25 protein-coding genes and 1 riboswitch are annotated in these 25,602 nt (G+C 66.2%); of the genes, 18 read left to right on the forward strand and 7 right to left on the reverse strand.

What is annotated here, in order from left to right; genetic code table 11:
- Positions 1-50: 50 nt before the first annotated feature.
- Positions 51-1,166, reverse strand: coding sequence for a hypothetical protein (locus CH271_RS02105; RefSeq protein WP_094632444.1), 1,116 nt, complete (start codon positions 1,164-1,166; stop codon positions 51-53).
- Between the two features lie 184 nt (positions 1,167-1,350).
- Between CH271_RS02105 and CH271_RS02110 the strand changes: the two genes are divergently transcribed.
- The 13 genes from CH271_RS02110 (at position 1,351) to CH271_RS02170 (ending at position 12,764) form a co-directional block, all read left to right on the forward strand.
- Positions 1,351-2,409: a 2,3-butanediol dehydrogenase gene (locus CH271_RS02110; protein ID WP_094632446.1), complete on the forward strand. Its 1,059-nt coding sequence runs from the start codon at positions 1,351-1,353 to the stop codon at positions 2,407-2,409.
- Positions 2,406-3,173: an acetoin reductase gene (locus CH271_RS02115; RefSeq protein WP_094632449.1), complete on the forward strand. Its 768-nt coding sequence runs from the start codon at positions 2,406-2,408 to the stop codon at positions 3,171-3,173. The genes CH271_RS02110 and CH271_RS02115 overlap by 4 nt, the downstream gene beginning before the upstream one ends.
- 44 nt (positions 3,174-3,217) lie before the next feature.
- The gene (locus CH271_RS02120) at positions 3,218-4,513 is read left to right on the forward strand and encodes a GAF domain-containing protein (protein ID WP_094632451.1); all 1,296 of its coding nucleotides are present in this window, start codon (positions 3,218-3,220) and stop codon (positions 4,511-4,513) included.
- 21 nt (positions 4,514-4,534) lie between these two features.
- Positions 4,535-6,589 carry an FUSC family protein gene (locus CH271_RS02125; protein WP_094632453.1) on the forward strand — a complete coding sequence of 685 codons (2,055 nt, stop codon included), beginning with the start codon at positions 4,535-4,537 and terminating at the stop codon, positions 6,587-6,589.
- A gap of 34 nt (positions 6,590-6,623) precedes the next feature.
- Positions 6,624-7,268, forward strand: coding sequence for a HEAT repeat domain-containing protein (locus CH271_RS02130; RefSeq protein ID WP_094632455.1), 645 nt, complete (start codon positions 6,624-6,626; stop codon positions 7,266-7,268).
- A 9-nt stretch (positions 7,269-7,277) separates the two neighbouring features.
- Complete coding sequence (locus CH271_RS02135) at positions 7,278-8,252, forward strand: HEAT repeat domain-containing protein (protein WP_094632457.1); 975 nt, start codon at positions 7,278-7,280, stop codon at positions 8,250-8,252.
- Positions 8,253-8,275: 23 nt separating this feature from the next.
- Entirely contained in the window at positions 8,276-8,623 is a 348-nt protein-coding gene (locus CH271_RS02140; RefSeq protein WP_256986141.1) for a cupredoxin domain-containing protein, read from the forward strand.
- Positions 8,624-8,642: 19 nt separating this feature from the next.
- On the forward strand, positions 8,643-9,053 hold the full coding sequence (locus tag CH271_RS02145) for a DUF2752 domain-containing protein (protein ID WP_094632459.1): 411 nt from the start codon (positions 8,643-8,645) through the stop codon (positions 9,051-9,053).
- A 112-nt stretch (positions 9,054-9,165) separates the two neighbouring features.
- Positions 9,166-9,363 (forward strand): hypothetical protein, encoded by a 198-nt coding sequence (locus CH271_RS02150; protein WP_068053595.1) that lies wholly within the window; start codon positions 9,166-9,168, stop codon positions 9,361-9,363.
- A 123-nt stretch (positions 9,364-9,486) separates the two neighbouring features.
- Positions 9,487-10,143, forward strand: coding sequence for a GntR family transcriptional regulator (locus CH271_RS02155; protein WP_037194985.1), 657 nt, complete (start codon positions 9,487-9,489; stop codon positions 10,141-10,143).
- Positions 10,140-11,390 (forward strand): MFS transporter, encoded by a 1,251-nt coding sequence (locus CH271_RS02160; RefSeq protein ID WP_094632461.1) that lies wholly within the window; start codon positions 10,140-10,142, stop codon positions 11,388-11,390. Before CH271_RS02155 ends, CH271_RS02160 begins: the two co-directional genes overlap by 4 nt.
- A gap of 71 nt (positions 11,391-11,461) precedes the next feature.
- Positions 11,462-12,076, forward strand: coding sequence for a hypothetical protein (locus CH271_RS02165; protein WP_094632463.1), 615 nt, complete (start codon positions 11,462-11,464; stop codon positions 12,074-12,076).
- A 67-nt stretch (positions 12,077-12,143) separates the two neighbouring features.
- A complete protein-coding gene (locus CH271_RS02170) occupies positions 12,144-12,764 on the forward strand; it encodes a hypothetical protein (protein WP_094632465.1) in 621 nt (206 codons plus the stop codon).
- A 298-nt stretch (positions 12,765-13,062) separates the two neighbouring features.
- Here the strand turns inward: CH271_RS02170 and CH271_RS02175 are convergent, their stop codons facing one another.
- Complete coding sequence (locus tag CH271_RS02175) at positions 13,063-14,400, reverse strand: M1 family metallopeptidase (protein ID WP_094632467.1); 1,338 nt, start codon at positions 14,398-14,400, stop codon at positions 13,063-13,065.
- Positions 14,401-14,406: 6 nt separating this feature from the next.
- Positions 14,407-18,387: a Pls/PosA family non-ribosomal peptide synthetase gene (locus CH271_RS02180; RefSeq protein WP_256986142.1), complete on the reverse strand. Its 3,981-nt coding sequence runs from the start codon at positions 18,385-18,387 to the stop codon at positions 14,407-14,409.
- A 160-nt stretch (positions 18,388-18,547) separates the two neighbouring features.
- Positions 18,548-18,663: riboswitch (SAM riboswitch) on the forward strand.
- Between the two features lie 54 nt (positions 18,664-18,717).
- On the opposite strand from CH271_RS02180, the gene CH271_RS02185 reads away from it, so the two are divergent.
- Both CH271_RS02185 and CH271_RS02190 read left to right on the forward strand, forming a co-directional pair.
- Positions 18,718-20,049, forward strand: coding sequence for an aminotransferase class V-fold PLP-dependent enzyme (locus tag CH271_RS02185; RefSeq protein WP_094632469.1), 1,332 nt, complete (start codon positions 18,718-18,720; stop codon positions 20,047-20,049).
- 151 nt (positions 20,050-20,200) lie between these two features.
- Entirely contained in the window at positions 20,201-20,701 is a 501-nt protein-coding gene (locus CH271_RS02190) for a hypothetical protein (RefSeq protein WP_094632471.1), read from the forward strand.
- Positions 20,702-20,709: 8 nt separating this feature from the next.
- Here the strand turns inward: CH271_RS02190 and CH271_RS02195 are convergent, their stop codons facing one another.
- Genes CH271_RS02195 through CH271_RS02205 form a run of 3 tightly spaced genes read right to left on the reverse strand, consistent with a single transcriptional unit; the run spans position 20,710 to position 23,185 of the window.
- Positions 20,710-21,183: a YbaK/EbsC family protein gene (locus CH271_RS02195; protein WP_037194994.1), complete on the reverse strand. Its 474-nt coding sequence runs from the start codon at positions 21,181-21,183 to the stop codon at positions 20,710-20,712.
- 27 nt (positions 21,184-21,210) lie between these two features.
- On the reverse strand, positions 21,211-22,176 hold the full coding sequence (gene alc, locus CH271_RS02200) for an allantoicase (protein WP_094632473.1): 966 nt from the start codon (positions 22,174-22,176) through the stop codon (positions 21,211-21,213).
- Positions 22,177-22,180: 4 nt separating this feature from the next.
- Positions 22,181-23,185 (reverse strand): hypothetical protein, encoded by a 1,005-nt coding sequence (locus tag CH271_RS02205; protein WP_094632475.1) that lies wholly within the window; start codon positions 23,183-23,185, stop codon positions 22,181-22,183.
- Positions 23,186-23,237: 52 nt separating this feature from the next.
- Between CH271_RS02205 and CH271_RS02210 the strand changes: the two genes are divergently transcribed.
- Complete coding sequence (locus CH271_RS02210; protein WP_230596467.1) at positions 23,238-23,882, forward strand: TetR/AcrR family transcriptional regulator; 645 nt, start codon at positions 23,238-23,240, stop codon at positions 23,880-23,882.
- Positions 23,883-23,910: 28 nt separating this feature from the next.
- A complete protein-coding gene (locus CH271_RS02215; protein ID WP_037194997.1) occupies positions 23,911-24,135 on the forward strand; it encodes a DUF6480 family protein in 225 nt (74 codons plus the stop codon).
- Between the two features lie 21 nt (positions 24,136-24,156).
- Here CH271_RS02215 and CH271_RS02220 read toward each other — a convergent pair whose 3' ends face one another.
- Positions 24,157-24,654: a 2-oxo-4-hydroxy-4-carboxy-5-ureidoimidazoline decarboxylase gene (locus CH271_RS02220; protein ID WP_094632477.1), complete on the reverse strand. Its 498-nt coding sequence runs from the start codon at positions 24,652-24,654 to the stop codon at positions 24,157-24,159.
- A 119-nt stretch (positions 24,655-24,773) separates the two neighbouring features.
- Between CH271_RS02220 and CH271_RS02225 the strand changes: the two genes are divergently transcribed.
- On the forward strand, positions 24,774-25,601 hold the full coding sequence (locus tag CH271_RS02225; RefSeq protein ID WP_094632480.1) for a crotonase/enoyl-CoA hydratase family protein: 828 nt from the start codon (positions 24,774-24,776) through the stop codon (positions 25,599-25,601).
- The last annotated feature ends 1 nt before the right edge of the window (position 25,602 follow it).

A 25,602-nucleotide genomic window follows, 5' to 3' on the forward strand; every position in this document is an offset into this window, starting at 1 on the left:
AGCATAAACACGACCGACGTCGATCGCCGGTCGTGTCTCGGCTGTTCGTCTCAGGCCGGCGAGAGCTTCTTCAACCCCAATGACTGGAATCCGACGACGTAGATCAACGTCCACAGCACCAACCAGTCGATGAATCCCAGTGCGTTCCCGGAGATCCCGGCGGCGACGGTGGGCTCGTGCAGGATAAGCTCCGCGACGACGTAGTAGTAGGCCAGGAACGTGCCGATGGCCAAGGCGAAGGTCAGCACCGCGCGCCCCGCCGCGGGGAAGCGATTGCCGAAGCCGTTGGCCCAGAAAATCATCCAGAAGGCCCAGCAGACTCCGATCTGTGCGGGGAACTGGTTGATCACGGTGCCCAGCTCGGCGGTGGCGTCGGAGCCGACCAAAAGTTTCGCCAGCGGGACCATCAGGAAGTAGATCGCCGTACCGAGTGCGGCATTGCCGACCGTCGCCGCCAGCGCGGTCCGGCCTCCACCGCCGGCCAGTTTCCAGGGCCAGTTGTCGAGGGTCTGGCCGGTGAGGATCACCGAGACGACGATCGAGTAGAACCAGCCGAGCGCGGTGTCGACGGACATCAGCGGATCGGTGGCCGAGAGCGAGACCGAGGGCAGCCCGAACACGACATACAGCGCCAGAGTCGGCACGGCGACGAAGGCGATCTCGCACAGCCCGATCAGCGGTTGCTTCATGCGCAGTACGGTCCACGGCCAGTGCTGCCAGTTCAGGACCACCATCACCCAGGTTCCGAAACCGAACAGCACGAACAGCGCGCCGGCGAAATAGCCGAGTCCGCCCTCCCTCGAGCCGGCGAAATCGGGATACAACGCCCCGAGGCCGCTACCGAGGATCCAGGTGACGGCCACGGCGAACACTGCCGTCGAGGCCAGGATGGTGAGCCCGCGCATCGGTTGCTTCAGTGAGTCGAATCCGGCGAATTCGCAATCGAATCCGATGAACACGATGAACAGAATTGCCCAGAACAGCGCGGCGTTGAAGGGGAGGGGATAGAAGTTCCACGGACTGGTGGTCGGGTCGGCCAGCAGATACCACGTCGCAAGCGACACGGCCGCCACGACGGCGAGGTTGGCGACTCCGAACAAGATCCAGTTGCCCTGTGACCGAGCGATTTTCGGCTTGCTCAGTGGGCGGTCTGCGGTTGCGGTCATGGACTGCTCGTTTCGGTGTGAGCGACAGTGGACGCCGTCACTATGAGCTGAATCACACCGGACCGTCAGGGTTGCGGGAGGTTGCAACGCGGCGGGCGCACTGCAACTCACTGCAACCCTGGCGGTTGTGCTCCGGGTCACATAGACCTGTGTGCATATCCAATCCAGTCAGGAGTGAAAATCGATGCGCGCAGCTGTGTACTACGGACCCAACAAGGTGGAGATCACCGACGTTCCCGAGCCCAGCCCCGGTGAAGGGCAGGTCAAGGTCAAGGTCGGGTTCAACGGAATCTGCGGAACCGACCTGCACGAGTACTACGCAGGCCCCATCTTCATCCCCACCTCTCCGCATCCGCTCACCGGTCAGGAGATGCCACTGGTGCTCGGCCACGAGTTCTCGGGCACGGTCACCGAACTCGGCAAGGGTGTCACCGGTATCGCGGTGGGCGACCGCGTCGCCATCGAGCCGCTCTACCGCTGCGGGCACTGCGGGCCGTGTCGGGCGGGCAACTACAACATCTGCGCGCAGATCGGTTTCCACGGCCTGATGTCCGACGGCGGAATGGCCGAATACACCGTTGTGCCCACCGACATGATTCACGCCTTGCCCCACAACGTCTCGCTCGAACTCGGAGCCCTCGTCGAACCGATGTCGGTCGCCTATCACGCTGCGACACTGGGAGATCCGAAGCCCGAGGACACCGCGATGGTGTTCGGAGCCGGGCCCATCGGCATCGGCCTGTGGTTCGCGCTGCGGGGCAAGGGACTCGACAACGTCTACGTCGTCGAACCGTCGCCGACCCGTCGCGCATCGATCGAAGCGCTCGGCGCGAAGACTCTCGATCCGACGGCCCTCGACATCCCCGCGTACATCGCCGACCTCACCGACGGCAAGGGTGCCGACGCCATCTACGACGCGGCCGGCGTACAACCTGCCGTCGAGGCCGCGCTCGGCTGCATCGGTGCGCGTAAGCCGCTCGTCAGCGTCGCGATCTACGAAAAGCCCCTGACCACACCGCTGCAGAAGTTGGTGATGAACGAATCCCGCATCCAGGGCTCGCTCTGCTACACCTCCGCCGACTACGAGGCCGTCATCGATCTGATGAGCCAGGGCCACTACGACACGACGGGCTGGGTCGACAAGATCACGCTCGACGGCGTCATCGACGACGGTTTCGAAGCGCTGCACGCAGGCACCAAGATGAAGGTCCTGGTAGACCCATCCACCGGAGCGGCATCATGAGCGCGGTGTTGGTGACCGGAGCGGGCCAGGGCATCGGCCGGGCCATCGCGTTGCGGTTGGCGAACGACGGTCACGACATCGCCCTGGCGGACCTGAACGAGGACAAGATCGCCGGCGTGGCCGACGAAGTGCGTCGAACAGGCTCGAAGGCAACGACATTCGTGGCCGACGTTAGCGATCGTGACCAGGTCTTCGCGGCCGTCGAACACACCCACGAGGCGCTGGGCGGCTTCGGCGTCATCGTCAACAATGCCGGCATCGCCCAGGTGGCACCGCTCGACGACGTCCGACCCGAGGACGTCGCGAAGATCTGGGCCGTCAACGTCGACGGTGTGCTGTGGGGAATCCAAGCTGCCGCAGCGAAATTCAAGGCTCTCGGCCAGAAGGGCAAGATCATCAACGCGTCGTCGATCGCCGGTCACGACGGGTTCGCGATGCTCGGGGTCTACAGCGCAACGAAATTCGCCGTTCGTGCCCTGACTCAGGCCGCGGCCAAGGAGTACGCGGCCGAGGGCATCACCGTCAACGCGTACTGCCCCGGCGTCGTCGGCACCGACATGTGGGTCACCATCGACAAGCGGTTCGCCGAGTTGACCGGCGCAGCAGAAGGCGAGACGTACGACAAGTTCGTCGGCGGCATCGCCCTCGGCCGCGCGCAGACCCCGGAGGACGTCGCGGCATTCGTCTCGTATCTGGCCGGACCCGACTCGGACTACATGACGGGCCAGGCACCGTTGATCGACGGTGGTCTGGTCTACCGGTAACCCCCGTCGATGCTGCTTTGTGAGCTGGAGCACAATTGTCTGTGATGATGCAGTCGACAGGTCCCGAACCTGCGCTGGCGGCCGGTGAAGACCCGCGCCGCTACGCGCAGATTCTCACTGCCGTGTACGACGCGACCATGACCGGCGGCAAGTCGCCCGCGCGTCCCCGCGAGGTCATCGGGGACTCGTGGCGTCGGCTGCAGACCCTCGGCATCGACCCGGAACTGGGAAACCCAGCCGAGACGCAGATGGATGTCTCCGATCTCGAACTGAGCCGTCGGGAGTCCGGATTGTTCGACATCCTCGACGATCTGGCCCGCGGCCTGGAATCGGTGGTACAGGACGGCGACAACATCCTCGTCGTCGCCGACCGACACGGCCGAGTGCTGTGGCGCAGCGGGTCGACGGCGGTACTCGACCGCGCCGACGACCTCGGATTCGTCGAGGGTGCCAACTGGGCCGAGGATTCGGTGGGCACCAATGCCATCGGAACGGCTCTGGTCTCCCGCCGCGCGGTACAGATCTTCTCCGCCGAACACTATGTGCGCAGCCATCATTCGTGGACGTGTGCCGGTGCGCCGATTCGGGATCCTCGGACCGGCCAGGTACTGGGAGCCATCGACGTCAGCGGACCGGCAAAGACGGTGCATCCCACCACCATCGCACTGGTCGACGCCGTCGCACGGTTGGCCGAATCGCAACTGCGCGAGATTCATCGGAGCACACTCGATCGACTGCGTTCGGTGGCCGCACCGATGCTCGCGCGCCTGCAGTCCCCGGCCCTGGCCGTCGACGCGAACGGCTGGGTCGCGGCCGTCGAATCGGTGGCGCTGCGCAATCGCATCCTGCTGCCCGAGGATCTCGCGACGGGACGCTTCTGGCTGCCGACCCTCGGTGTGTGCGACTTCGAACCCCTGCCCGGTGGCTGGCTCGTCCGACCCGCAGGCCCAGCGGACTCGTCGGTCGCGGACTCGGGCAACACGACGAGAATTCGCATCGACCTGCGCAATTCGCAGAAGCCTCGCATCGAAGTGCGCAGTGAGGTGGGGGAGTGGACCCACGAGCCGACGCCCCGGCACGCCGAGATCCTGTACCTGCTCGCCACCCATCGCCAAGGACGGACCGCCGCGCAGATGGCGACCGATCTCTTCGGCGACGACGGCCGCGCGATCACCGTGCGGGCCGAGATGTCGCGGCTGCGCAAGCACCTTGCAGGCATCATCTCCACGCAGCCGTATCGGTTGGACGAATCGGCGACCGTGGAGGTGATCACGCCGTCGGACATGAGCCGGTTGCTCCCGCATTCGTCGGCCCCTGCGATCCGGGCGGCACGGGGCTGAGCCGTAGCGCAGAATCGGGGAATGAAGCGCCTCGCCCGAATCCTCGACGCCTCGGATCCGGGGCAGGTACGGCTGCGCAGCGCGTCGGCGACGACGCTGACGGTGCTGTTGGCGATGGTGACGCTGGTGCTCACCACGCGCGCCATCGGTCAACCGGTGACGGTGGCGATGCTCGGAACCGTCGTGGCGATGCAGGCGTCGGCAGCGGTGAAGGACAAGGACCAGCGCAGTCGGCTGATCACCACCGCGCTGATGGCGCTGCCCGCATCGGCGGCGGTGGCGTTGGCGGCGTTGCTCTCCGAGCTCGGCAAGGTGGCCGACGTCGGATTCATCGTGGTGCTGTTCGCGGCGGTGTGGGTGCGCCGGTTCGGCCCTCGCGGTACGGCGCTGGGGATGGTGTCGTTCATTTCGTACTTCTTCGCGCTGTTCCTGCGCGCGACCCCGGGGCAGCTACCGATGTTGATCGCAGCCATCCTCGGCGGCTTGGTGATCGCCCTGTTCGTGCGAGCCGTCGTCTTCCCGGACCGGCCGGTCGTGGAGGTGCGCCGGCTGCTGTTCGCGATGCGGGCGGTATCGGCCTCGGTACTCGAGGCGGCGTCGGCAGGGGAGAGCCGCGACCTGAACCTGATGCGCCGCAGGCTCGATCGGCTCGGCAACACCGCGTTGATGATCGACGACTGGCTGGACCGACACGATGCCGGGCAGCTGCTCAGCGTCACCAGTGCCGATCTGTCACTGCGAGTGTTCGACGCCCAGATCGCGACCGAGCAACTCGTCAGCTCACTGTGGGCTCTCGATCCCGCCAAGCCGTGGCCGACGTCCCTGGGACAGGCGACCACCGCGCTCGGGTCCTGTCTGCAGAACACACCGTCCTCGGAACAGCTGCGGGCGGCTCGCCGATTGGCGGCGGCAGCAGCCGAGCGAGCCGACCCGTCCACCCCCGCCGGCATCGCGACGGTTTCTGCGCAGCGAGCCGTGCAGGCGCACATCGCGATTCATCACATCACCACCAATGCGGTTGCCGTCGATGCGGGTCCCCGAGTCGTCCCCGAACCTGCCACGAAGGACGAGCCCAGCGGACTGAACCCCAGCACCAAGGCCGCCATCCAGGTGGCCGTCGCCACCAGTGCCGCAACGGTGCTGGGTGAACTCGTCTCTCCCGACCGCTGGTACTGGGCGGTGCTGACGGCCTTCCTGGTGTTCACGGGGGCGTCGACGCGGGGTGAAATCCTCACGCGGGCAGGTCAACGCGTTCTCGGAACGATCGCGGGCGTGCTCGCCGGGGTGGTGATCGCCGCACTGGTGGGCAACGATCAACCCCTGCAGCTGGTGTTGATAGTCGTCTGCGTATTCTTCGCGTTCTACCTGGTGACGGTCGCCTATGCGCTGCTGTCGTTCTTCGTGACCATCCTGCTCGCAATGCTGTACGGGCTACTGGGCACGTTCAGCATCGAGGTGCTCGAGCTTCGGATCATCGAAACCGCAGTCGGTGGTGCCGTCGGAATGGCGTCGGCGTACTTCATCTTCTCGACGAGTACTCGAAAGACGTTGATCGAGAAGGTCGATACGTACCTCGAACAGCTGGATGCGTTGATCGAATCGAGCGTCGAATCGGTTCTCTCACCGGGCGGTGCAACCGACCTGGTGGCGTCGACGCGGACGCTCGACAATGCGCTGAAAGATGTTCTGACATCCGGAAAGCCACTCGTGCTCGGGCCGACCACCCGCAGCAGACGTGGTGCCAAGCGACTGTTGCGGGTGCTGGCCGTCAGCAGTCGATCGGCGCACGCACTGGCCCGTGCCGGGGTGCTCGCCTCCCGCGCCGACACGCAGACGGCTCCGTCGGACGAGACTGCACAGGCGCTGCGCGACGCTGCGGCTCTGGTGCGCGACACCGTGCGCCAGGTGGAGGCAGTTGTCGCCGGGGAGCACGTCGACCCGCCCGAGAAGATCACCGAGACAACGGTATTGGATGTGCTGCTCACCTCCACCAACGCGCCCGGTCCGCTGCGGGGTGCGGTGCGGGCACTGAACACGATGAACCGAACACTGGCCGATGTGTTGACTCGGGCTTGACCTTCACACCGTGACAAGGTCTTGGCTGACCGTCATGAACTCGATGAATCTCGTAGGTGGGGCACTTCAGCACAGCAATCCGTCGGTGCGGCTTCGGGCCGCGCTCGACATCGGTACGACACCGGATCCGCGGCATCTCGACGCCCTGGTGCAGCGGTGCTCCGTCGAACCGGATTTTCAGGTGCGGGAGATGTTGACGTGGGCGTTGATCCGACTGCCCGCGTCACTGACGGTTCCGCGTCTGATCGATCAGGTGCGATCCGGCGGGGCACAGGCTCGCAGCCAGGCGTTGCACACGTTGTCCAAAATTCAGGACCCGTCGGCGTGGCAGGCGATCACCTCTTCCGTGCTTGCTGATCCGGACGACGAAGTGGCCCGCAGTGCATGGCGGGCGGCGGTGGTCCTGGTGCCGCCGGGAAGTGAACCAGCATTGGCGAGGATGTTGGCCACTCGACTCGGCCGAGGTGGGCACGACGTTCAGCGAAGCCTCAGTCGTGCGCTCGTTGCGCTCGGATCGGTGATCGAACCGATGCTGCGGGAGGCCGCGTCGAGCAAGGATGTTGCCGTTCGTGTTCACGCGCGAGCGACCGAGGCGCTGCTGCTGGACCCGGATGCCGGGTTCGCAGTCTTCGAGGCCAAACGTGTCGATGCCCTTGGCGTAGTCGACTCGGCGGGGTGAGATAGAACGATGCTGATCGGTGAGGTGGCGCGGCGGTCGGGCGTCAGTGCCCGCATGCTCCGGCACTACGACCGGCTCGGTTTGGTGCAGCCGACGTCTCGCAGCGGCACCGGCTACCGCGAGTACTCCCCGGAGGATGTGCGACGCCTCTTCCACGTCGAGTCTCTGCGTTCGCTCGGGTTGTCGCTGCACGACGTCGGTCGCGCGCTCGACGATCCCAGTTTCGCGGCGTCGGGACTGGTCGACGAGCTCGCTGCCCAGGCCGAGGAACGCATCGCTCGGGATACCGAGTTGCTCACGCGGTTGCGTCGAATCGGCGACCCGCGGCCGCAGGACTGGGAGGACGTACTCGGCACCGTGGCGATGCTGAATGACCTCGGGTCGGTCAGTGCTGGGAAGCGGCAGACTGCGGCACTGGCGTCCGCCGGCGATCGACCCGTTCCGGCGGACGCTCTGGCCGAGGCGGTGCTGCGTGAGCCGGCACCGAATGTGGCCGGTGCACTGCGGTGGGCTCTCGCGCACTCGGGTGGTGACGCGATCGGGCCGCTGCGGGAGGGCTTGAACTCACCGGACCCCGATGTACGACGCCGCGCCGTGGACACCGTCGTCGAGATCTCTCACCCCGATGCCACCGAGGTGTTGCGTGAGGTGCTCGTCCACGACGATGCGCAGGTCAGGCGAGTCGCTGCACTGGAACTGGCGGCTCGAGGCATCGCCGACGCCATCCCGACGCTGATCGAGATGGTCCACGACGGAACGAACGATGTGGACGCCGCCGATGCCCTTGGCGCGCTGGGATCCGCCGACTCGATCGTGGCGGCATTGATGGACGGCGTCGACGACTCCGTGGTGCGACAGAGAGTGACGCAGGCGTTGGCGAGCATCCCCGGTCCTGCTGCAGCGCACGCGCTGCAACAGTTGAGCCAGGATTCGGAACGATCGATTGCACTGACTGCCGAATACATCCTCGGCCGGAGGGAATGAGCCCTTTGGGTACCGTCGGAGTCATGAAGGCATTCGGACTCCTCGCGGCATTGATGATCACGTCGACCCTGACTGCCTGCTCCACCGCAACCACCCCGACCGCACCCACCGAACCGGTCGCCGAGAACCAAGTGACCGTCGCCGATCGGATGTACTCGCCGACAACGCTGACGATCTCCGTGGGAGACACCGTCACCTGGGTGTTCGCCGACCGCGGCATGGCCCACAACGTCGTCGCCGACGACAACTCGTTTCGCAGTCAACTGATGGAGACCGGGCAGTTCACGCACACCTTCGACACCGCGGGCACCTTCACCTACCACTGCACCCCGCATCCGGACATGACGGCATCTATCGTCGTCGAGCCCTGAAACTCCTAGGCTCAGGGGCATGACGGCACCGACCCGAGGACGCAGCATCGCCGCGCCCCTCGGCGTCGCCGCTGCCGCTGTCGGTGGGGCAGTACTGCTGCACGTCCGCGACCCACGAACTTCGACATATCTGCCCTGCCCGCTCCACGCGCTGACCGGACTGTGGTGCCCCGGATGCGGCACGACCCGGGCTCTCGGCGACCTCACCCGCGGAGACATCGCGGCGGCCGCGTCGAGCAATGTCGTTGCGGTCGTCCTTGCCGTCGGCGCTGTGGCGGTGTGGGCACTGTGGCTGCGGGCTCGCTGGGCCGGACGCCCGCTGGTGCTCCCGCGATTCGACCGTTCGACGGTGGTTGTCCTGCTCGTTGTTCTGACCTTCTTCACCGTGGTGCGCAACACCCCGTGGGGCACCGCGATCGCCCCGACCTGAAACCGTAGGAGTTGGACATGCTGCTGGAAATCTTCTCGATCATCGTGCTGCTGGGCGTGCTCATCGCGCTCATCCCCACGGCCCGCCGCGTCTTCAAGAAGGGTGACGACGAATGAGCGACACACTGAAGGATCGCGTTCGCGCGAAACTCCTCGCACAACTCGCCGACGACGGAGGCACGGCCGCCGAACAAGCGGAGGGCGACGACCCGCGCCTGAACGCACTGCGCGACGACCTCGAAGCACTGGAGTCGGCGCAGGAAGGCGATCCGGTGATCGACGACATCGCCGCGAGGCACTGGGTGCCCTGACCGCCCTGCCCCTGGGGAGTCAATGTGACGTTCGGTGGCCTTTTCGGTAGTCAATGTCACGTTGAGTGGACTTTTGTGGGTCCGAAATTGGTGCACAGTTGAGGTGCATCTAGTATCTATGTTGTGTCCGAGACGAGATCAGCCGCCGATACGGCGTATGCGACTGTCAAAGAGCTCATCGTCTCGGGAGAACTTCCCGGCGGTGAGCTCGTCAGCGAGGGTGAGATCGCGACCCGGCTCGAGATCAGTCGCACACCCGTACGCGAGGCTTTTCTGCGTCTGCAGGTAGAGGGATGGATGCGCCTCTATCCCAAGCGCGGGGCGCTGGTGGTGCCGATCGCGGTGGGTGAGGCGGAGAGTGTCGTCGATGCGCGTCGCCTCGTCGAGGCAGGAAGTGTTCGCGCATTCGTCGGCGACGTCACTGCCCGGGGATCTGTGGTGAACGCGCTGCGCGAGAACCTGCAGTTGCAGGAGAAGCTGGCGGTCGACGGCACCGCCGCGCAGTTCAGCGCCGCCGACGCAGACTTTCACCGCATCGTCGTTCGAGCAGGGGGCAACCCCTTGCTCGACGCGTTCTACGACGGACTTCGCGAGCGTCAGCGCCGGATGACCGCAGCCTCGTTGACGCGTGATCCGGGCCAGATCTCCCGCATCGTCGACGACCATCGCCGACTCACCGACCTGATCGAGGCCGGCGACGCAGACGGATTCGAGCGGACCGTCGAACAACACATGCTCGGGGTGCACGGCCTACGACCGGACAGAGGGGGAGCACGATGAGTGAAACACTCACGAACGATCGCGACATCGAGCTGACTGCACGACGCTGGCTGCTGGTGGCGTCGGGCATGTTCGCCGTTGCATGGGGCGGTAACGAGTTCACGCCGTTGTTGGTGATGTACCGGCTCGATCACGGCTTCTCGGCCGTGGTGGTCGATACGTTCCTGTTCGCCTACGTCCTGGGCATCATTCCGGCGATGCTGATCTGCGGGCCGCTCTCGGATCGGCTCGGCCGACGCCCGATCATGTTGCCCGCCCCCGCAATTGCTGCAGCCGGGTCCATTCTGATCGCACTCGGACCCGACAACGCCTACATGCTCTTCGGTGGTCGTGTGCTCAGCGGCATCGCGCTCGGAATCGGTATGGCCGTGGGCGGTAGCTGGGTCAAGGAACTCTCCAGCCGTGATGCCACTGCCAAACCCGGTGCCGGAGCGCGTCGTGCCGCGATGTCGCTGACGGCGGGCTTCGCCCTCGGTGCCGGAGTTGCCGGCGTGCTTGCGCAGTGGGCACCGTGGCCGACGCACCTCGCCTACAGCGTGCACGTGCTCATCTGCATCGTCGCAGGTGTCGGCATGCTCTCCGTGCCCGAAACACGCACGGCCACTGCCGTATCCAAGAACAAGCGTCTGCTCGACGACCTGAAGATTCCGTCCGCATCGCATCGACGGTTCCTCTTCGTCGTGCTGCCGTTGGCCCCGTGGGTCTTCGGTGCCGCCAGCGTCGCCTATGCGGTGTTGCCGTCGCTGATGGCCGACGCGTTGGCCGACGAGCCCGGCGGCGGCTATCCCGTTGCCCTGTCCGCCGCTATGGCGGTGATCGCCCTCGGCTCCGGATTCGCGATCCAGGCCGTCGGGCGTCGAATCGACACACCCGCCAACGCGCGCGGCGCCCTGGTTGCGCTGACTCTGCTGGTGGTCGGCATGGCTGTCGCGGCGTGGGCGGCGTCGGTGTTGACCATCGCCGCAGCGTTGATCGCCGCGGCAGTGCTGGGGTGTGGCTACGGCATGGCGTTGGTCTCGGGACTGCAAGAGGTGCAACGCATTGCGGGCCCCGACGACCTCGCCGGCCTCACCGCGGTGTTCTATTCGCTCACGTACCTCGGCTTCGCGGTGCCTGCCGTGCTGTCGGCGCTGACCGAGACCTGGCCCGGGGTGGTCACGTATCCGATCATCTTCGGATTCGGCGCGGTGATGGCCGGAATCTGCGGCGTGGTGGTGCGGTCGAAGACGTCTGCTCACTTGCCGTAGGGTCGTGCGCGACGGCGAGGCCAGGTGCCACTGCTGTTTGGTCCGACGAAGTCTTGGGTAGCCCTCAGTGCATGAATACGAACGGACGTGCTCCCGCCCGTCGGCGTCGCCTGGTCGGCTCCGGTTCGATGACCACTGCACTGGCGGCGCTCGTGACCGTCGGCGCTCTGGCAGGCTGCTCGAACGACCCGGTCATAGCGCAGGACACCGGCGCAGATGAGGAGGCCGGCAGCATCGAGTTGCAGAGCGTCACCGTGCAAGCCGAGCTCACCGGTGCTACGCCAGACAGTTCCGCCGCAGCATACGGCAACGCGAACCTGGAGTTCACAGCGGTGAACACTGCCGGGACAGGGACGGATCGTCTGCTTGAGATATCCTCTCCTGCAGTATTTTCGGTGACGATCGATGCCAGCGCGGACCAGCTCGTCATCGAACCCGAGACGTCCATCGCAGCCGGCCAGCCGGTGGAAAACCTGGACGGTGGAGACGACGGAACCGACCGGCCGTTCACCGTGACCTTCGAGCTCGCCGACGGAGAACTCGCGCCGGGAACCTCGATTCCCGTGACCTTCGAGTTCGAGCGCGCCGGATCTCTGTCCGTCGACGCCCCGTTCGATGTGTACGAGCCAGGAGAGCTGACCGACACGGCACGGCCGCTTCCTCCGGAGGTCACCCCCGCACCGTGACGCACGCCGGCCCGAACCGGGCGGATCGCTGCGAGCCGACCCGTTCGGCTCTAGGATCAGCGGCATCATGCTGCAGTCCTCGCGCACTGCCCCGCCGCATCGGGTGCCTCCGACGGTGGCGTTCGTGGGTGCCGCCGTATGGAACCGGCGCGAGGCATACTGGTTCCTGATCGCAGTGATCGTGCCGGCGGCCTGCTGGTCGAGGTATCCCGCGCTGGTGCCGTATGTGTTCGCGATCGTTCTGCTCGGAGCCCTGGGGTTTCGCTGCAGACGGATTGCCCAATGGGTGTCGATGCTGCGTTGGGGCGTGATCGCCGACGTCGAGACCGTGGACACGGCGCTGCGCGGCGACCGCAACCTTCGCCTCGCGCACGCCACCGGCTGGAACGTCCAACGGCGTTGGTACACAGGAGTTGTCACCGAATCTGCGGTGCGGTATCGGGCCGGGGAGGCGCGCGGTCACCTGTTCGTTCGGGGACTGCCGTTCACCACCGGGGTGGTGCTTGCGCACTCGAAGCAGCCGTCGTCTGCCATGGCCATCAGCGACTTTCCCTGCGATCTGCGACTGGACGGCAAAGGACGCTGGGCGGCATCGTTCCCGCGGGGGTTCTGGGTTCAAGCATTGGCAACGACGGCGATGTACGGCTACGCGATTGCTGGGTTGACCGTGTCCCTCGGGTATCGCTGACGCAGCCGACGCGGTGGGTACCGTGGAGCGGGCACATCCCTCCTACGACGGGAGCGAGCGTGAAATACAACTACTCCGGACCCTGGCCCATTTTCGCCGTGCTGGGTGTCGTCGTGTTCTGGGTGCTGTTTCAGGTCGTGGCACTCGATGCGAGTGTCGGCCGCGCCATCGCGTCGCCGATCAATCTTTTCGCGTTGATGTCGGCGGGTCTGACCGACAATCGGCTCCCCGGACTTGGATCTATGCCTCCGATTGCAGGCCGATATCCGAAACTGGGGAGCCGATCTGCCGCCGAGACCTACGGCAACGACGGCAACTGCTTGTCGATCAACCATGCGTCCCACAGAGTTCGGGGGCAACCGAAGCGGGAGGCGAGGTCGGTGAAGTCCGCGGTCGCCACCGTCGAGTAGCGGTATTTGGAGGTCCATTCCTGGATCAGGCCGAAGAAGCGCTCGTCGCCGATGGTGCGTCGTAGTGCGTGCAGCGCCAGTGCGCCGCGTTTGTAGACGCGGTCGTCGAAGATGCGCGCGGGCCCGGGATCGGTGAGCTGCATGTCCATGGCCAATCCGCGCTGAATGGTGTGCGCGCGCTTGGCCTTGTCGTGAGCCGTTGCGCCGCCGGAGTTCTCGGCCCAGATCCATTCGGAATAGCAGGCGAATCCCTCGTGCAGCCAGATGTCGGCCCACTTGCCGAGGGTCAGGGAATTGCCGAACCACTGGTGCGCCAACTCGTGCGCCACCAGACGCTCGTAGTACCGGGAACCGGAACAGTGATTGGCTCCGAAGATCGACAGCCCCTGTGCCTCGATCGGAATCTCCAGATCGTCGTCGGTCACCACCACGGTGTACGACGCGAAAGGGTAAGGGCCGTAGAGCCGTACGAAAGTGTCCATCATCTGCGGCTGTCGACCGAAGTCGTGATCGAACTGCGTTCGCAGGCGCGGCGGAGTGATGGCCTTCATCGGCACCGGCCCCGGGCTGACGATGCGATGCTCGTACGGACCGATCTGGATGGTCGCGAGGTAGCTGGCCATCGGCTCGGGCTGCTCGTACACCCACGTGGTGCGGCTGGCGCGAGTCTGCTTGCGCACCAACGTTCCGTTGGCCACCGCGTAGTACGGGGAATCGGTGGTGATGGTGATGCCGTAGCTGGCCTTGGACACCGGATGGTCGTCGCACGGGAACCACGACGCAGCGCCGTTGGGTTGGCTGGCGACGAGCGAGCCTTCGGTGAGCTCCTCCCAGCCGACCTCACCCCACAAACCGTTGATGGGCTTGGGAGTTCCGCCGTACGCGACCGTCACCACCAGTGCCGCGCCCGACGCGATGGGCTTGGCCGGGGTGATCTTCAGCTTGCCGCGCTGGTGGCTGAACTTCACCGAGCGTGAGCCGTTGACCGACACCTTCGACACGTTCATAGCCGGACCGAGATCGAGCGCGAACTTCGACACCGTTGCGGTCGTGACCGCGGTGATCTTCGCCTTACCCGTCAAACGGTTGCTCTCGACCTTGTACTCGAGGTCGAGTTCGTAGCGCGAGACGCGATAGCCGCGGTTACCGTTCTGCGGGAGATACGTATCGATCGGATTGTCACTGGAGTCGACGTCGAACACCGGCGCCACGAGCCTGTCCGGCACGGTAGATCACCCCTCGTTTCGGTCGTCGCGAATACGCGGGAAGGGATCACCCTTGGCCCACGGCGCGATCGGATTGCCCTGCCAACGAGTATGCGCGGGAACCGTATCGCCGCGCATCACCAGAGAGGCAGGCCCCACCGTCGCACCATCACCTATACCCGATGCAGGCAGCGCGACACAGTGTGGTCCCAGTGTTGCGCCTCTGCCGAGATCGACCGTGTCCATGGACATGATCCGATCATGGAACAGGTGCGTCTGCACAACGCACCCTCGGTTGACCGTCGCACCGTCGGCCAACGTCACCAGATCGGCCTCGGGAAGCCAGTACGTCTCACACCAGACGCCACGGCCGATGTCCGCACCGAGCCACCGCAACCACATGTTCAGCACCGCGGTGCCCTCGGCGGCGCGCGCGAACCACGGTGCGGCAACGGTCTCGACGAACGTGTCTGCCACCTCGTTGCGCCACACGAACGAACTCCACAGCGGATGATCGGTCTTGCCGATCCGGCCCACCCACAACCACTTCGCCAACGCCGACACCGCCGCGGCCACGAAACCGGCGACGAGCAGGACGACGCCACTGAGCAGTGCCGCCAACCAGTACCCGACGGCGTCGGCGAGCGCGGTGAGCGCGAACAGCACTCCGAGCCCGATGCCGAAGGTCACGACGACGGGGAGCAGTCGACAGGTCTCGACGAACGCCCGGGCGACCTTCAGCTTCCGCGGCGGATCGAACGTGCGCGACGAGTCCGCGCTACCGGCGGCCCGGCGCAGCCGCACCGGCGGACTACCGAGCCACGACGAGCCGGACTTCGCCTTGTCCGGCGTCGCGGACAGAACAGCGACCAAGCCGTTCTTCGGGACGGTTCGCCCGGGCCCGGTCATGCCGGAGTTGCCGAGGAACGCCCGCTTGCCCACCTTGGCGTCGCCCAGATGCATCCAGCCGCCGCCGAGTTCGTAGCTGGCGACCATGGTGTCGTCGGCGAGGAACGCGCCGTCGGCGACGGTGGTGAACTTGGGGATCATCAGCACCGTCGACGCCTCGACGTCCTTGCCGATCTTCGCGCCGAGGAGCCGGAGCCAATGCGGCGTCAGCAGAGATGCGTAGAGCGGGAACAGGAAGGTGCGCGCGGAGTCCATCAGGCGTTCGGTGGCCCACACCTGCCAGCCGATGCGGCTGCGCACCGGGTGGTAGCCGCCGACGAGTCCGATGCTGAGCAGCCGCACCGCAACGACGGTGATCACCGCGAACACCGCCAACGACACCAACGTCGCGACGGGCAACATCACCAGACCACGTTCGAAGGCGTCGAGCACGGAGTCCGCGGTGTGAATCCACCAGCCCATCAGCACCAGGCTGACGCCGATCGAGAACAGTGCCATGCCGGACAGGAACAACGACGCGACGCCGTACGCGAACACCCACTTCGTCGCGCGCGGCGGAGTCTCCGCGGGCCACGGATGATCGGCCTTGCCGACCTTCTGGGCAGGCGAACCGGACCACATCTGACCGGCCTTCACCCGTCCGACGACGGCGGAGCCTGCCGTCACGACGGCGTTCTTGCCGACCTTGGTGCCGGGCAAGAGTGTCGAGCGGGCACCGACGGTGGCACCGGCACCGATCTCGACGCCGCCGATGTAGACGAGATCTCCGTCGATCCAATGCCCGGACAGATCCACCTCGGGCTCGATGGAACAGCCGTCGCCCAGCTCGAGCATGCCGGTGACCGGCGGCATCGTGTGCAGGTCGACGCCCTTGCCGATCTTGGCCCCCAGAGCGCGCGCGTAGTAGACCATCCACGGGGCGCCCGAGAGGTTCGACGCACCGCTGGCATCGGTCAATCGTGTTGCCGCCCAAAGTCTTATGTGCATGCTCCCGCCGCGTCGATACGCGCCGGGTTTCAGCCCGGCCAACAGGATGCGAGATCCGATCACCGAGATCGCCATCCGGCCGACCGGAGTGATGAACAGGACGAATGCCACGAGCACCCACCACCACGACAGCGTCGGAGCCCAGGGCACGTCGCCGAACCAGGACATGACGTTGAACAGCAGCCCGAGCCAGGTGACCCACTGCAATCCGGTGAGGGTGGTCAACGGAACCGTTGCCGCGATCTGCGCCCATTGCGCGGTGCGTGACGTCGGGGCGACCTCACGAGGAACGGCCTCGACGACAGGCTTCAGATCGTCGAGATACTGCGCCAGCGAACCCAGCCGCGGATGGTCGTAGAGCTGCGCGACGGTGATCTCGGGGAACCGCTCGCGCAACGCAGTCACCAACTGAGCGGCCGAGAGCGAACCGCCGCCGTTGGCGAAGAAATCGGCGTTCTCGTCGGAAACCTGGGCGCCGAGGATGTTGGTCCACAGCTCCGCCACCCACCCCGCCGTCCCGCCGAGCGAGGAGGCCCCCGCCATGCCGGGCAGGGGCCACGGCAGGGCATTGCGGTCGACCTTTCCCGAGGTGCGCGTGGGCATCTCGTCCACCAGCGCGAGCCGGGGGACCAGCGCTGCAGGCAACTGCTCGGCCAGCAATTCGCGAGCGGCTTCGAGGTCGAAATCGGGGTTGGTGCTGGCGAGGTATCCGACGAGCACCGAGTTGCCGGCGGCCGTCTTGCGGATGGCGGCCGCCGCACCGCCGACGCCCGGAAGTGCTTGCAGCGCATTGTCTATCTCACCGAGCTCGATGCGTCGACCGCCGAGCTTGACCTGATCGTCGGCGCGACCCTGGAACAGCAGACCTTCGAGCTCGAGCTTGACCAGATCGCCGCTGCGATACGCCCGGTCCCACCCGAGGGACGGCATGGGGGCGTACTTCTCGGCGTCCTTGGCCGGGTCGAGATACCGAGCGAGCCCGACACCGCCGATGACCAACTCGCCGATTTCGCCGACCTGCACCGGGGTGCCGGAGCCGTCGACCACAGCCAGGTCCCACCCGTCGAGGGGGAGCCCGATCCGGACCGGGCCCGTGCCGTCCATGATCGCCGCGCACGCGACGACCGTCGCCTCGGTGGGGCCGTACGTGTTCCAGACCTCACGGCCTTCGACGGCGAGCCGCTCGGCCAGCTCCGGCGGGCAGGCCTCGCCACCGAAGATGAGCAGCCGCACCGCTTCCAGCGCCACCGCGGGCCACAGCGACGCCAGCGTCGGCACCGTCGAGACGACACTGATGTCGCGGGAGACGAGCCACGGACCCAGATCGAAACCGGACCGAACCAACGACCTGGGCGCGGGAACCAGACACGCACCGTGCCGCCACGCGAGCCACATCTCCTCGCACGACGCGTCGAACGCCACCGACAGTCCGGCCAGCACTCGATCGCCCGGGCCGAGCGGGTCCTTCTGCAGAAACATGCGGGCCTCGGCGTCGACGAACGCCGCCGCATTGCGATGACTGACCGCAACGCCCTTGGGAGTGCCGGTCGAACCCGAGGTGAAGATGACCCACGCGTCGTCCTCCGGGGTGGGCAGTCCGGCGTTGCGTTCGGGGAGGTCGTGCTGAGGAACGTCCTGTTTGGGGGCAGTACCTGCGGCGATGCCGCCCGCAGTGACGATGGCCGTCACCTGTGCTTCGCCGAAGACCAACTCGGCGCGCTCCTCGGGATCGTCCGCATCCACCGGCACGTACGCGGCACCGACCGCAAGGATCGACAAGATCGCGACATAGAGGGAGAAGGAACCCGACGGCATGCGGATGCCGACGCGATCGCCGCGCCTGACGCCGGCATCGGCGAGCCACTTCGCGCCCTCGGCGATATCGTCCAACAACTCCGAATAGCTGACCGACACGGCACCGTCGTCGATGGCCGGGGCGTCGGGAAAACAATCGGCGGTGTCACGGAGAACGTCGATGAGCGTCCGGGCGGGAGGGGCGAGAGACGAGCGAAGAAACTCCGCCGGTGCAGGCGCGACATCCGCGCTCGAACCCGGCAGATCGTTCTCTTGATGCACAGACAACCGGGCGCCCTTCTCGTTTCTTCTCGACATGACTCTGTGGTGCTGGCGAGCAGCAGCGCCGTTGGTTATCTCACGTTCTGTTTGCCAGCAGGTGAACGAGCGCGCCTTCCCACCGCGGGAATCCTACTGCTGCCCACGGGCGAGTTCCGGCTTGACAAAACCGCAGCGAGTTTGCGAGTGTCTTCCCCACGGTCACGAGTACCAGCATCAAGCCCCGGCTCGCTGGTCGGCAACCCTCCTCCGCGGTGGGGTGCTCCGGGTGACGACCAGGCTGACGCCGGAAAACCGGCGCGGCAAGCGCGGACTCGTTCACGAACTCCTTCGGTTGCGGGTCCCTCGAACGTGAGGGCTTGATCTGTCATGACATCCGTACTCTCCCGCCCCTGTGCTCCTTTTGCCCCTGTTTCGGGCACGGATCTACAGGTACCCCTGGTGCAGGGCGGCACCTGCACCTACGCCAATTTCGATTACGCGGCCAGCGCACCGGCTCTGGCGGCGGTGACCGATCGGATCGCGGAACTGCTGCCGTTCTACTCGAGTGTGCATCGCGGTGCCGGCTACGCCTCACGGGTCTCCACGGCGGCCTACGAGAAGGCTCGGGTGACCGTCGCCGATTTTGTTGGTGCGCACAAGGATTCGGTGGTGGTGTTCACGCGGAACACCACCGACTCGCTGAACCTGCTGGCCGCATGCGTGCCGGGCGACACCGTAGTACTCGATATCGAGCACCACGCGAACCTGCTTCCGTGGCGTGACCGAAGAGTGGTGGTTGCTGCGTCGACCCTGGCCGAGACCATCGAGCGTCTCGACGCCGAACTCGCCGCGAAACCCGCTGCGCTGCTGGCGATCACGGGCGCATCGAACGTCACCGGTGAAGTTCTGCCGATCGCGGAACTCGCGGCACTGGCGCACCGGCACGGCGCGCGGATCGCGGTGGACGGTGCTCAGCTGGTTCCGCATCGTCGGGTCGACATCGGCGCTCTCGGCGTGGACTACCTCGCGTTCTCGGGACACAAGCTCTACGCCCCGTTCGGCGCGGGAGTGCTTGTGGGCGCACGTGATTGGTTGGACCTCGGTGAGCCACACCTGGCCGGCGGTGGCGCGGTACGCAGCGTGGGCCTCGACCGCACCGAGTGGGCTCCGGCACCGCAGCGGCACGAGGCGGGCACACCCAACGTGCTCGGCGTTGCCGCCTTGGCTGCGGCCTGCGAGGCCATTGCCGGATTCGACGATGCCGAGTTGCAGGCGCACGAGCGGGATCTGTCGTCCCGCTTGCGCGACGGGCTGGCCGCACTGGACGGTGTCGAGCAACTCGAGGTGTGGGCCGATGCACCCGACAGTGTCGGCATCGTCACCTTCACCGTCGCCGGACGCGACCCCGGTAAGGTCGCTGCATACCTCTCCGCCGAACACGGCATCGGTGTGCGCGACGGAAAGTTCTGCGCGCACCCACTGCTGAGCAGGCTGGGGCACGCGGCCGGAGCGGTTCGAGCCAGCATCGGACTCGGCAGCTCGTCCGCCGATGTGGACCGACTCGTCGACGCACTCGCCGCCCTGGTCGAGTCGGGACCGAACTGGCACTACGCGGAGGACGCCGGCTGGTGGAACCCCGTACCCGACCCGCGACCCTTCCCCGAGCTGGCCGACGGAGCCGCCGGGGTTGGATCCCCGTGCACCCCTGCAGACAGTTAGCATGGCGTCATGACCGTGAGTGTCGTGTGGACGGGCAACCGCCACTGGTGCAACAGATACGTGGATCTGTGCCGCACTGCGTCCGGTTCGTGTTCGAGTTCGGCTCCGCTCCGACCGAATACCACCGACTGAAGAATCAGGACCACCACTCATGTCGCACAACTTCACCCGCGTCGCCGTCGAATTCACTGCAGGTTGGACCGAACTGACCGCCGCTCCCGAGACGGACGTAGTCCGAATCCAGGCCTCGGACCTGCGGGAATCCCAGCAACACCGGGCCCGGGTACGGGCCGAGGCAGTCGACCGCGGCGAACCCGCCGACAGCACGGCAGTGTTTCTCGACCTCGAGATCCACATCGCGGTCGATGCCCGGACGGCCCGTCGGGAATTCGCCGCACTGGACGCACCGACCAGCCCGTCCTCGATCCGCTATGTCGGAACACCGGCGGGATTGGCCAGTCTGATCTCCGACGTCACCGCGGCCGATGTGGCCGACGGTGTGACGTTGACAGTGCTCGGCGATGTGGCTCGCCAGTCGGTTCTGATCAACAACGCAGTATTGCCGCTGCTGGAATCCCGCGGCACCCGACTCGACATCGACGTCGTCGACGCGGTCCTCGGCGCACCGATCGCCCCGACGCTCGCATCCTGATCAGACGGTCAGGTGACGTCGATCGCCAGACCTGCCGTGATGCGCACCAACTCGGTGAACGTGGACCGGAAGATCGTGTTGGTGTGACCGGCGGCCGCCCACACCTCGGCGTACCCGGCCAGATCCTGGTCGACGAACGTGTCCAGGTTGGTGGGGTGGCCGACCGGGGCGATCCCCCCGATCGGCTGCCCGGTGGCATGCTTGGCCGTGTCGAGAGGTGCGCGCGTCAACGTGCCGCCGAGACGCTCACCGGTGTGTTCGAGATGAACGTTGTGGGCACCGGAAACCAGTAGCAACACCGGCTCGTCGCCCAGCAGAAACACCATCGACTTCACGATCGCGCCCACCTCGACGCCCAGTGCCGCAGCAGCATCGGCGGCCGTGTGGGTGCCCTCCGGACTGTTCACCACCACCCCGTGATGACCACGTGAAATCAGAGTGTCGGCCACATGGGCTGCATTCGGATGAAGTAGCCGGGACATGAACCAACCCTATTGCCCCAGCCTTCTTTACGCAGATGTGTCGAGATCACCGAACAGTCTCAATCGCGCCATGCCGCCGTCGGGGAAGATGTCCATGCGCACCTCAGAGACCGGAGTGTCGTGGTCGAGCACGAAACGATGCCGGGTGTCCGGCTGCAGCGTCGTGCGCGGCAACAGTTCGATCCATTCGCCGTCGCCGAGGCGGCCCCGCAGCGATGCGGCACCCGGCGCGTTTCCGAGGAAGCAGGTGGTGTCGAGTTCGGCGAGAGAGATGTGCCCGGTACCGGCGAGCTGCACCTGAACCCAGTCGTTCGCGTCGTTGCGTCGACGCGAGGTCTCCCAGCCCTCACCCATCGACCGCGGGGGACCGGGGAAGAGCAGGTTGTTGGGTGAGCTGTAGAACATGTTGGAGCACGCCGAGACGTACGCGCCGTTCTCGAGGGCAGCCAGGTCGACCGGCCCGGCAGCAAGGAACTTGGGGTCGGGCTTGCCGCGGCCCAGCACCCGCAACCGCGCCACTCCGCCGTCGGGATAGATCGACAGTTTCACGTGCGTCCACCGCGCATCGGAGGCAACGGCGAACCTGTTCTCGCTGTCGCCGTTGACCGGGCTGCGCGGGACGATGGTGGTCCATTCGGTCTGGGCGTGCAGCTCCTCCGGTGACGGAAATCCGTCGACCTCGGCGGCCTCGATCGAAATCTCCGGCGGATAGTTTCCGGTGAACCATGCGGTGTCGACGACGACCGCCGAGACGACCCCGGGCGCTCCGAGACGCACGATCGCCTCGTCGTAGCCGGCCTCGCGTCGGCGTCGCGTCTCCCACCCGTCGTAGATCTGACCCTTGTGCCCGAACGTCGCCGTCGAATAGTCGGCTTTACCCGGCCTGACCAGATTCTCCTTCTCCGCGAACGTCTCGTCGTTCGCCCACACGACTGCGCCTCCGAGTGTGCGGACGGCGAGATCGGGCAGTGGCAACGGGAAGGTGGAGGTCATGGGATCACACTTTACTGGTCTCGCGTGAGCTCACCGGGTTGTGTGCAGACCGACGCCGCAGGGACGCCGCAACCATCAGCAGCGCGCCGATCACGACGTAGAGCGTCAGGCCCAGTGCAGGCTGCCCCAGTCCCGTGCCCGAGAAGTACACGATGCTGCGCACGCCCTCGGTGCCGATGCCCGGGGTGATCCACCGACCGATCGACGCGTAGAGCGACGGTAGGACATCGGCCCCGAAAGCGCCTCCTGCGCTCGGGTTTCCGAGGATCACGAAGAGGACGATCGCGGCGGGAACCGCGGCGACGCCGATCAGTGCGCGCAGGCCCATGGTGAACAATCCGGTGGCGAAGACCACCGCGGTACCCAGCAGGGTGAGCGGAAACCAGTGGCCGGCAAAGGTTTCCAGGACATGAGTGGTGAGGAAGGCTCCGAGCGCACCCGATGCGGCCGAGTACACCGCGAGAATGCCGACGTGGACGCCGGTTTCGCGGCGCGAGGTCGGTGCGCCGATGAGCAATCCGAAGGCGGCGGCCAGCAGGTATCCGCCGACGACCCAGCCGACCGAGAGGTAGAAGCCGGACAGCCCTCGGTTGTCGTGCACGCCGACCGGAATCTCGTCTCGGACCACGAACTGGCGACCCTGCGCGGCGTCGACCTCGGTGAAGATCGATTCCAGCGCGGTGGCCACGGAACTGCCCGCCGCGCTCGCGGTGATGAGGGTGTCCGTTCCGTCGGCACCGACGACGTAGGCCCCGAGAATGTCTCGATCGCGGAGCAGCGAACGGACCTCCGCGGTATCGGCCGCGGTGCGCGCCTCGAGCGGAGTGCCGTCGATGGCGTCGAGGCGGTCGGCGGTCTGTCGGTCCAGTCCTTCGGGGAGGCCGGCCTCGGTGACCACCGCGATGGGGATCGCGTGCGGAGTCGGCTGATGGAACGCCGAGACGTAGCTGAGGATGAAGCCGAGCTGAAGGACCAGCACCGCGGCGGCGAGCAGTGACATCTTGCGCATGGGTGACTCCTGAATCTTGTCGATACCCGAGGTATTCAATACTCTAGGTATCGTGAATGCCGACGAGCAAGAAAAGTGGGGGTCGACACAGGACCGGCGACGACCCCAACGCACCGACGTACGGGACCGGCTGCTCGCCGCAGCCGCCGACGAATTCACCGAACGTGGCTATGCCGCAGCCAAACTCACCGACATCGCAGACCGGGCCGGCTTCACCAAGGGGGCCGTCTACTCCAACTTCGAGTCCAAACAAGCGCTCTTCGCCGAACTGCTCGCCCGGCGCTCCCTCGACCTCGCCGCCCGCGTGCTGGCCCATATTTCCGATCTGGACCCCGGCGCGGCAGCTGGAGCCGGCGGTGGAGAGATCGCGTCCTGGGTGGTCGCCGAACCTCGATGGCCGCTGTTGACCGTCGAGTTCGGCATCCTCGCCGGACGCGACCCGGCCGTCGCCGAGCGCTACCGCACCGACCGTCGAGCATTGCGGCTCGAGCTCGAACGCCTCATCGCCGAGCGAGCAGACGACTGGGGCGTCGGCGAGAACTTCGATGCCCGACGCCTCGCGACGTCACTGGCGGCATTGATCTCCGGATTGGCCGTCGAACATTCGGTGGACCCGGAGGAAATCGACGAGGGAGTCATCGCCGACGCGGTGTCGGAATTGTTCGCGGGAGCGATAGCTAGGGCACATCTCGATTGAGGGACACCGCACCGGGTAACCGGGGCAGATGAATGCTCAGAATCCGGATCCCGACGTCACCGCAGGACTCGAAGCGGGAGGCAGCGTCACGCCTGGAGACACCCCGCCCGCCGAAACGGGAATCGGCGGCCCCAACCACGAACCGCCGCAGCGCAGCCGCGTGATGCCGATCGTCATCATCTGCGTGGTGGTGTTGCTGGCGATCCTGATCGCGGGTGGCCTGATCGGTCGCGTCGTCGGTCTGTTCGGCTGACCCCGGTTCGGTTGCCGACGGTCAGTACTGCGGCCAGCCGCCCTCTGGCCCCAGCATGCGATCCAGTCGGATGTGGTTGATCTTCGACATCTCGTCGCGCATGATCTTGCGCTCGGTCTGGTCGTCGTTGTCGAGACGATGGCCCAGATCAACCAGGATGTCGCGCGGCTCGAAGCCCTCGGGCTCGAACAACCGACTCGACACGTACGGGTAGCCGAACCGATCGTCGTACGCCCTGGCGGCAGTTCCCAATGCCCCGCGAGTGTCGGAATCCATGGCCGCGCACACCTTGCTCGGCTCCGGCAGTGTCGCGGCGAGCGAATCCACATCGCCGTCCGAGAGTTCGGTGAGTTCGGCGTCGCCTGCCGTGAACAGGTCTGTTCGAGAGCGATACCTGCGGCCGTCCGCCACCCTGGACGCCCACGCCACCGAGCAACAGCACGCGTACAGCGCATGCACCGCCTTGCGGCGCGGCAGATCGTTGAACGTCTCCAGGCCGAGTCCCTGATGCATCAGCATGAGTCGATGATGGGCTCGATCAGGCGTATGTACCAGAGCTGAGCAGGGACTTAGCGCAGACGTTACGCGCCGTAACATGCGGTGCGGGAATGTGCGACGCTGCCGCTAGGCTCGCAGGCATGACGGAACGAACCTGGAAAGCCTTCTCCGTGGAGATCGCGGACCACATCGCGCAAGTGACACTTCTCGGGCCCGGCAAGGGCAACGCAATGGGCCCCGACTTCTGGAGCGAGAGCACCGAGCTGTTCGCGCAGCTCGACGCCGATCCCGAGGTTCGGGCAGTGGTGCTCGCCGGCTCCGGCAAGAACTTCACCTACGGTCTGGATCTGGCCGCGATGGCCGGAACGTTCGGTCCTCTGATGGCAGACCAGGCGCTGGCCGGTCCTCGGACGTCCTTCCACGACACCATCAAGACGATGCAAAAAGCGATCAACGCCGTCGCGGACTGCCGCAAGCCCGTCGTCGCTGCGATCCAAGGCTGGTGCATCGGCGGTGGCGTCGACCTCATCACCGCCGCCGACGTGCGATACGCCAGCGCCGATGCGAAGTTCAGCGTGCGCGAGGTGCGGGACGCGATCGTCGCCGACATGGGTTCTCTGGCCCGTCTCCCCGCGATCATCGGTGACGGCCACCTGCGTGAGCTCGCATTGACCGGCAAGGACATCGACGCCGCGCGCGCCGAGAAGATCGGCCTGGTCAACGACGTGTTCGAGGACCACGACGCCGCCCTCGCCGCCGCTCGCGAATGCGCCGCCGCCATCGCTGCCAATCCGCCTCTGGTGGTGCAGGGCATCAAGACGGTGCTGGATCATTCTCGCTCCTCCAGCGTCGACGATTCGCTTCGCTACGTCGCGGCCTGGAACGCCGCCTTCCTCGCCTCGCACGACCTCACCGAGGCGATCACCTCGGTGTTCGAGAAGCGACCGGCGCAGTTCACCGGTAACTGAC

It is taken from the genome of Rhodococcus sp. 05-340-2 (genome assembly GCF_002258915.1).
Classification (GTDB): domain Bacteria; phylum Actinomycetota; class Actinomycetes; order Mycobacteriales; family Mycobacteriaceae; genus Rhodococcoides.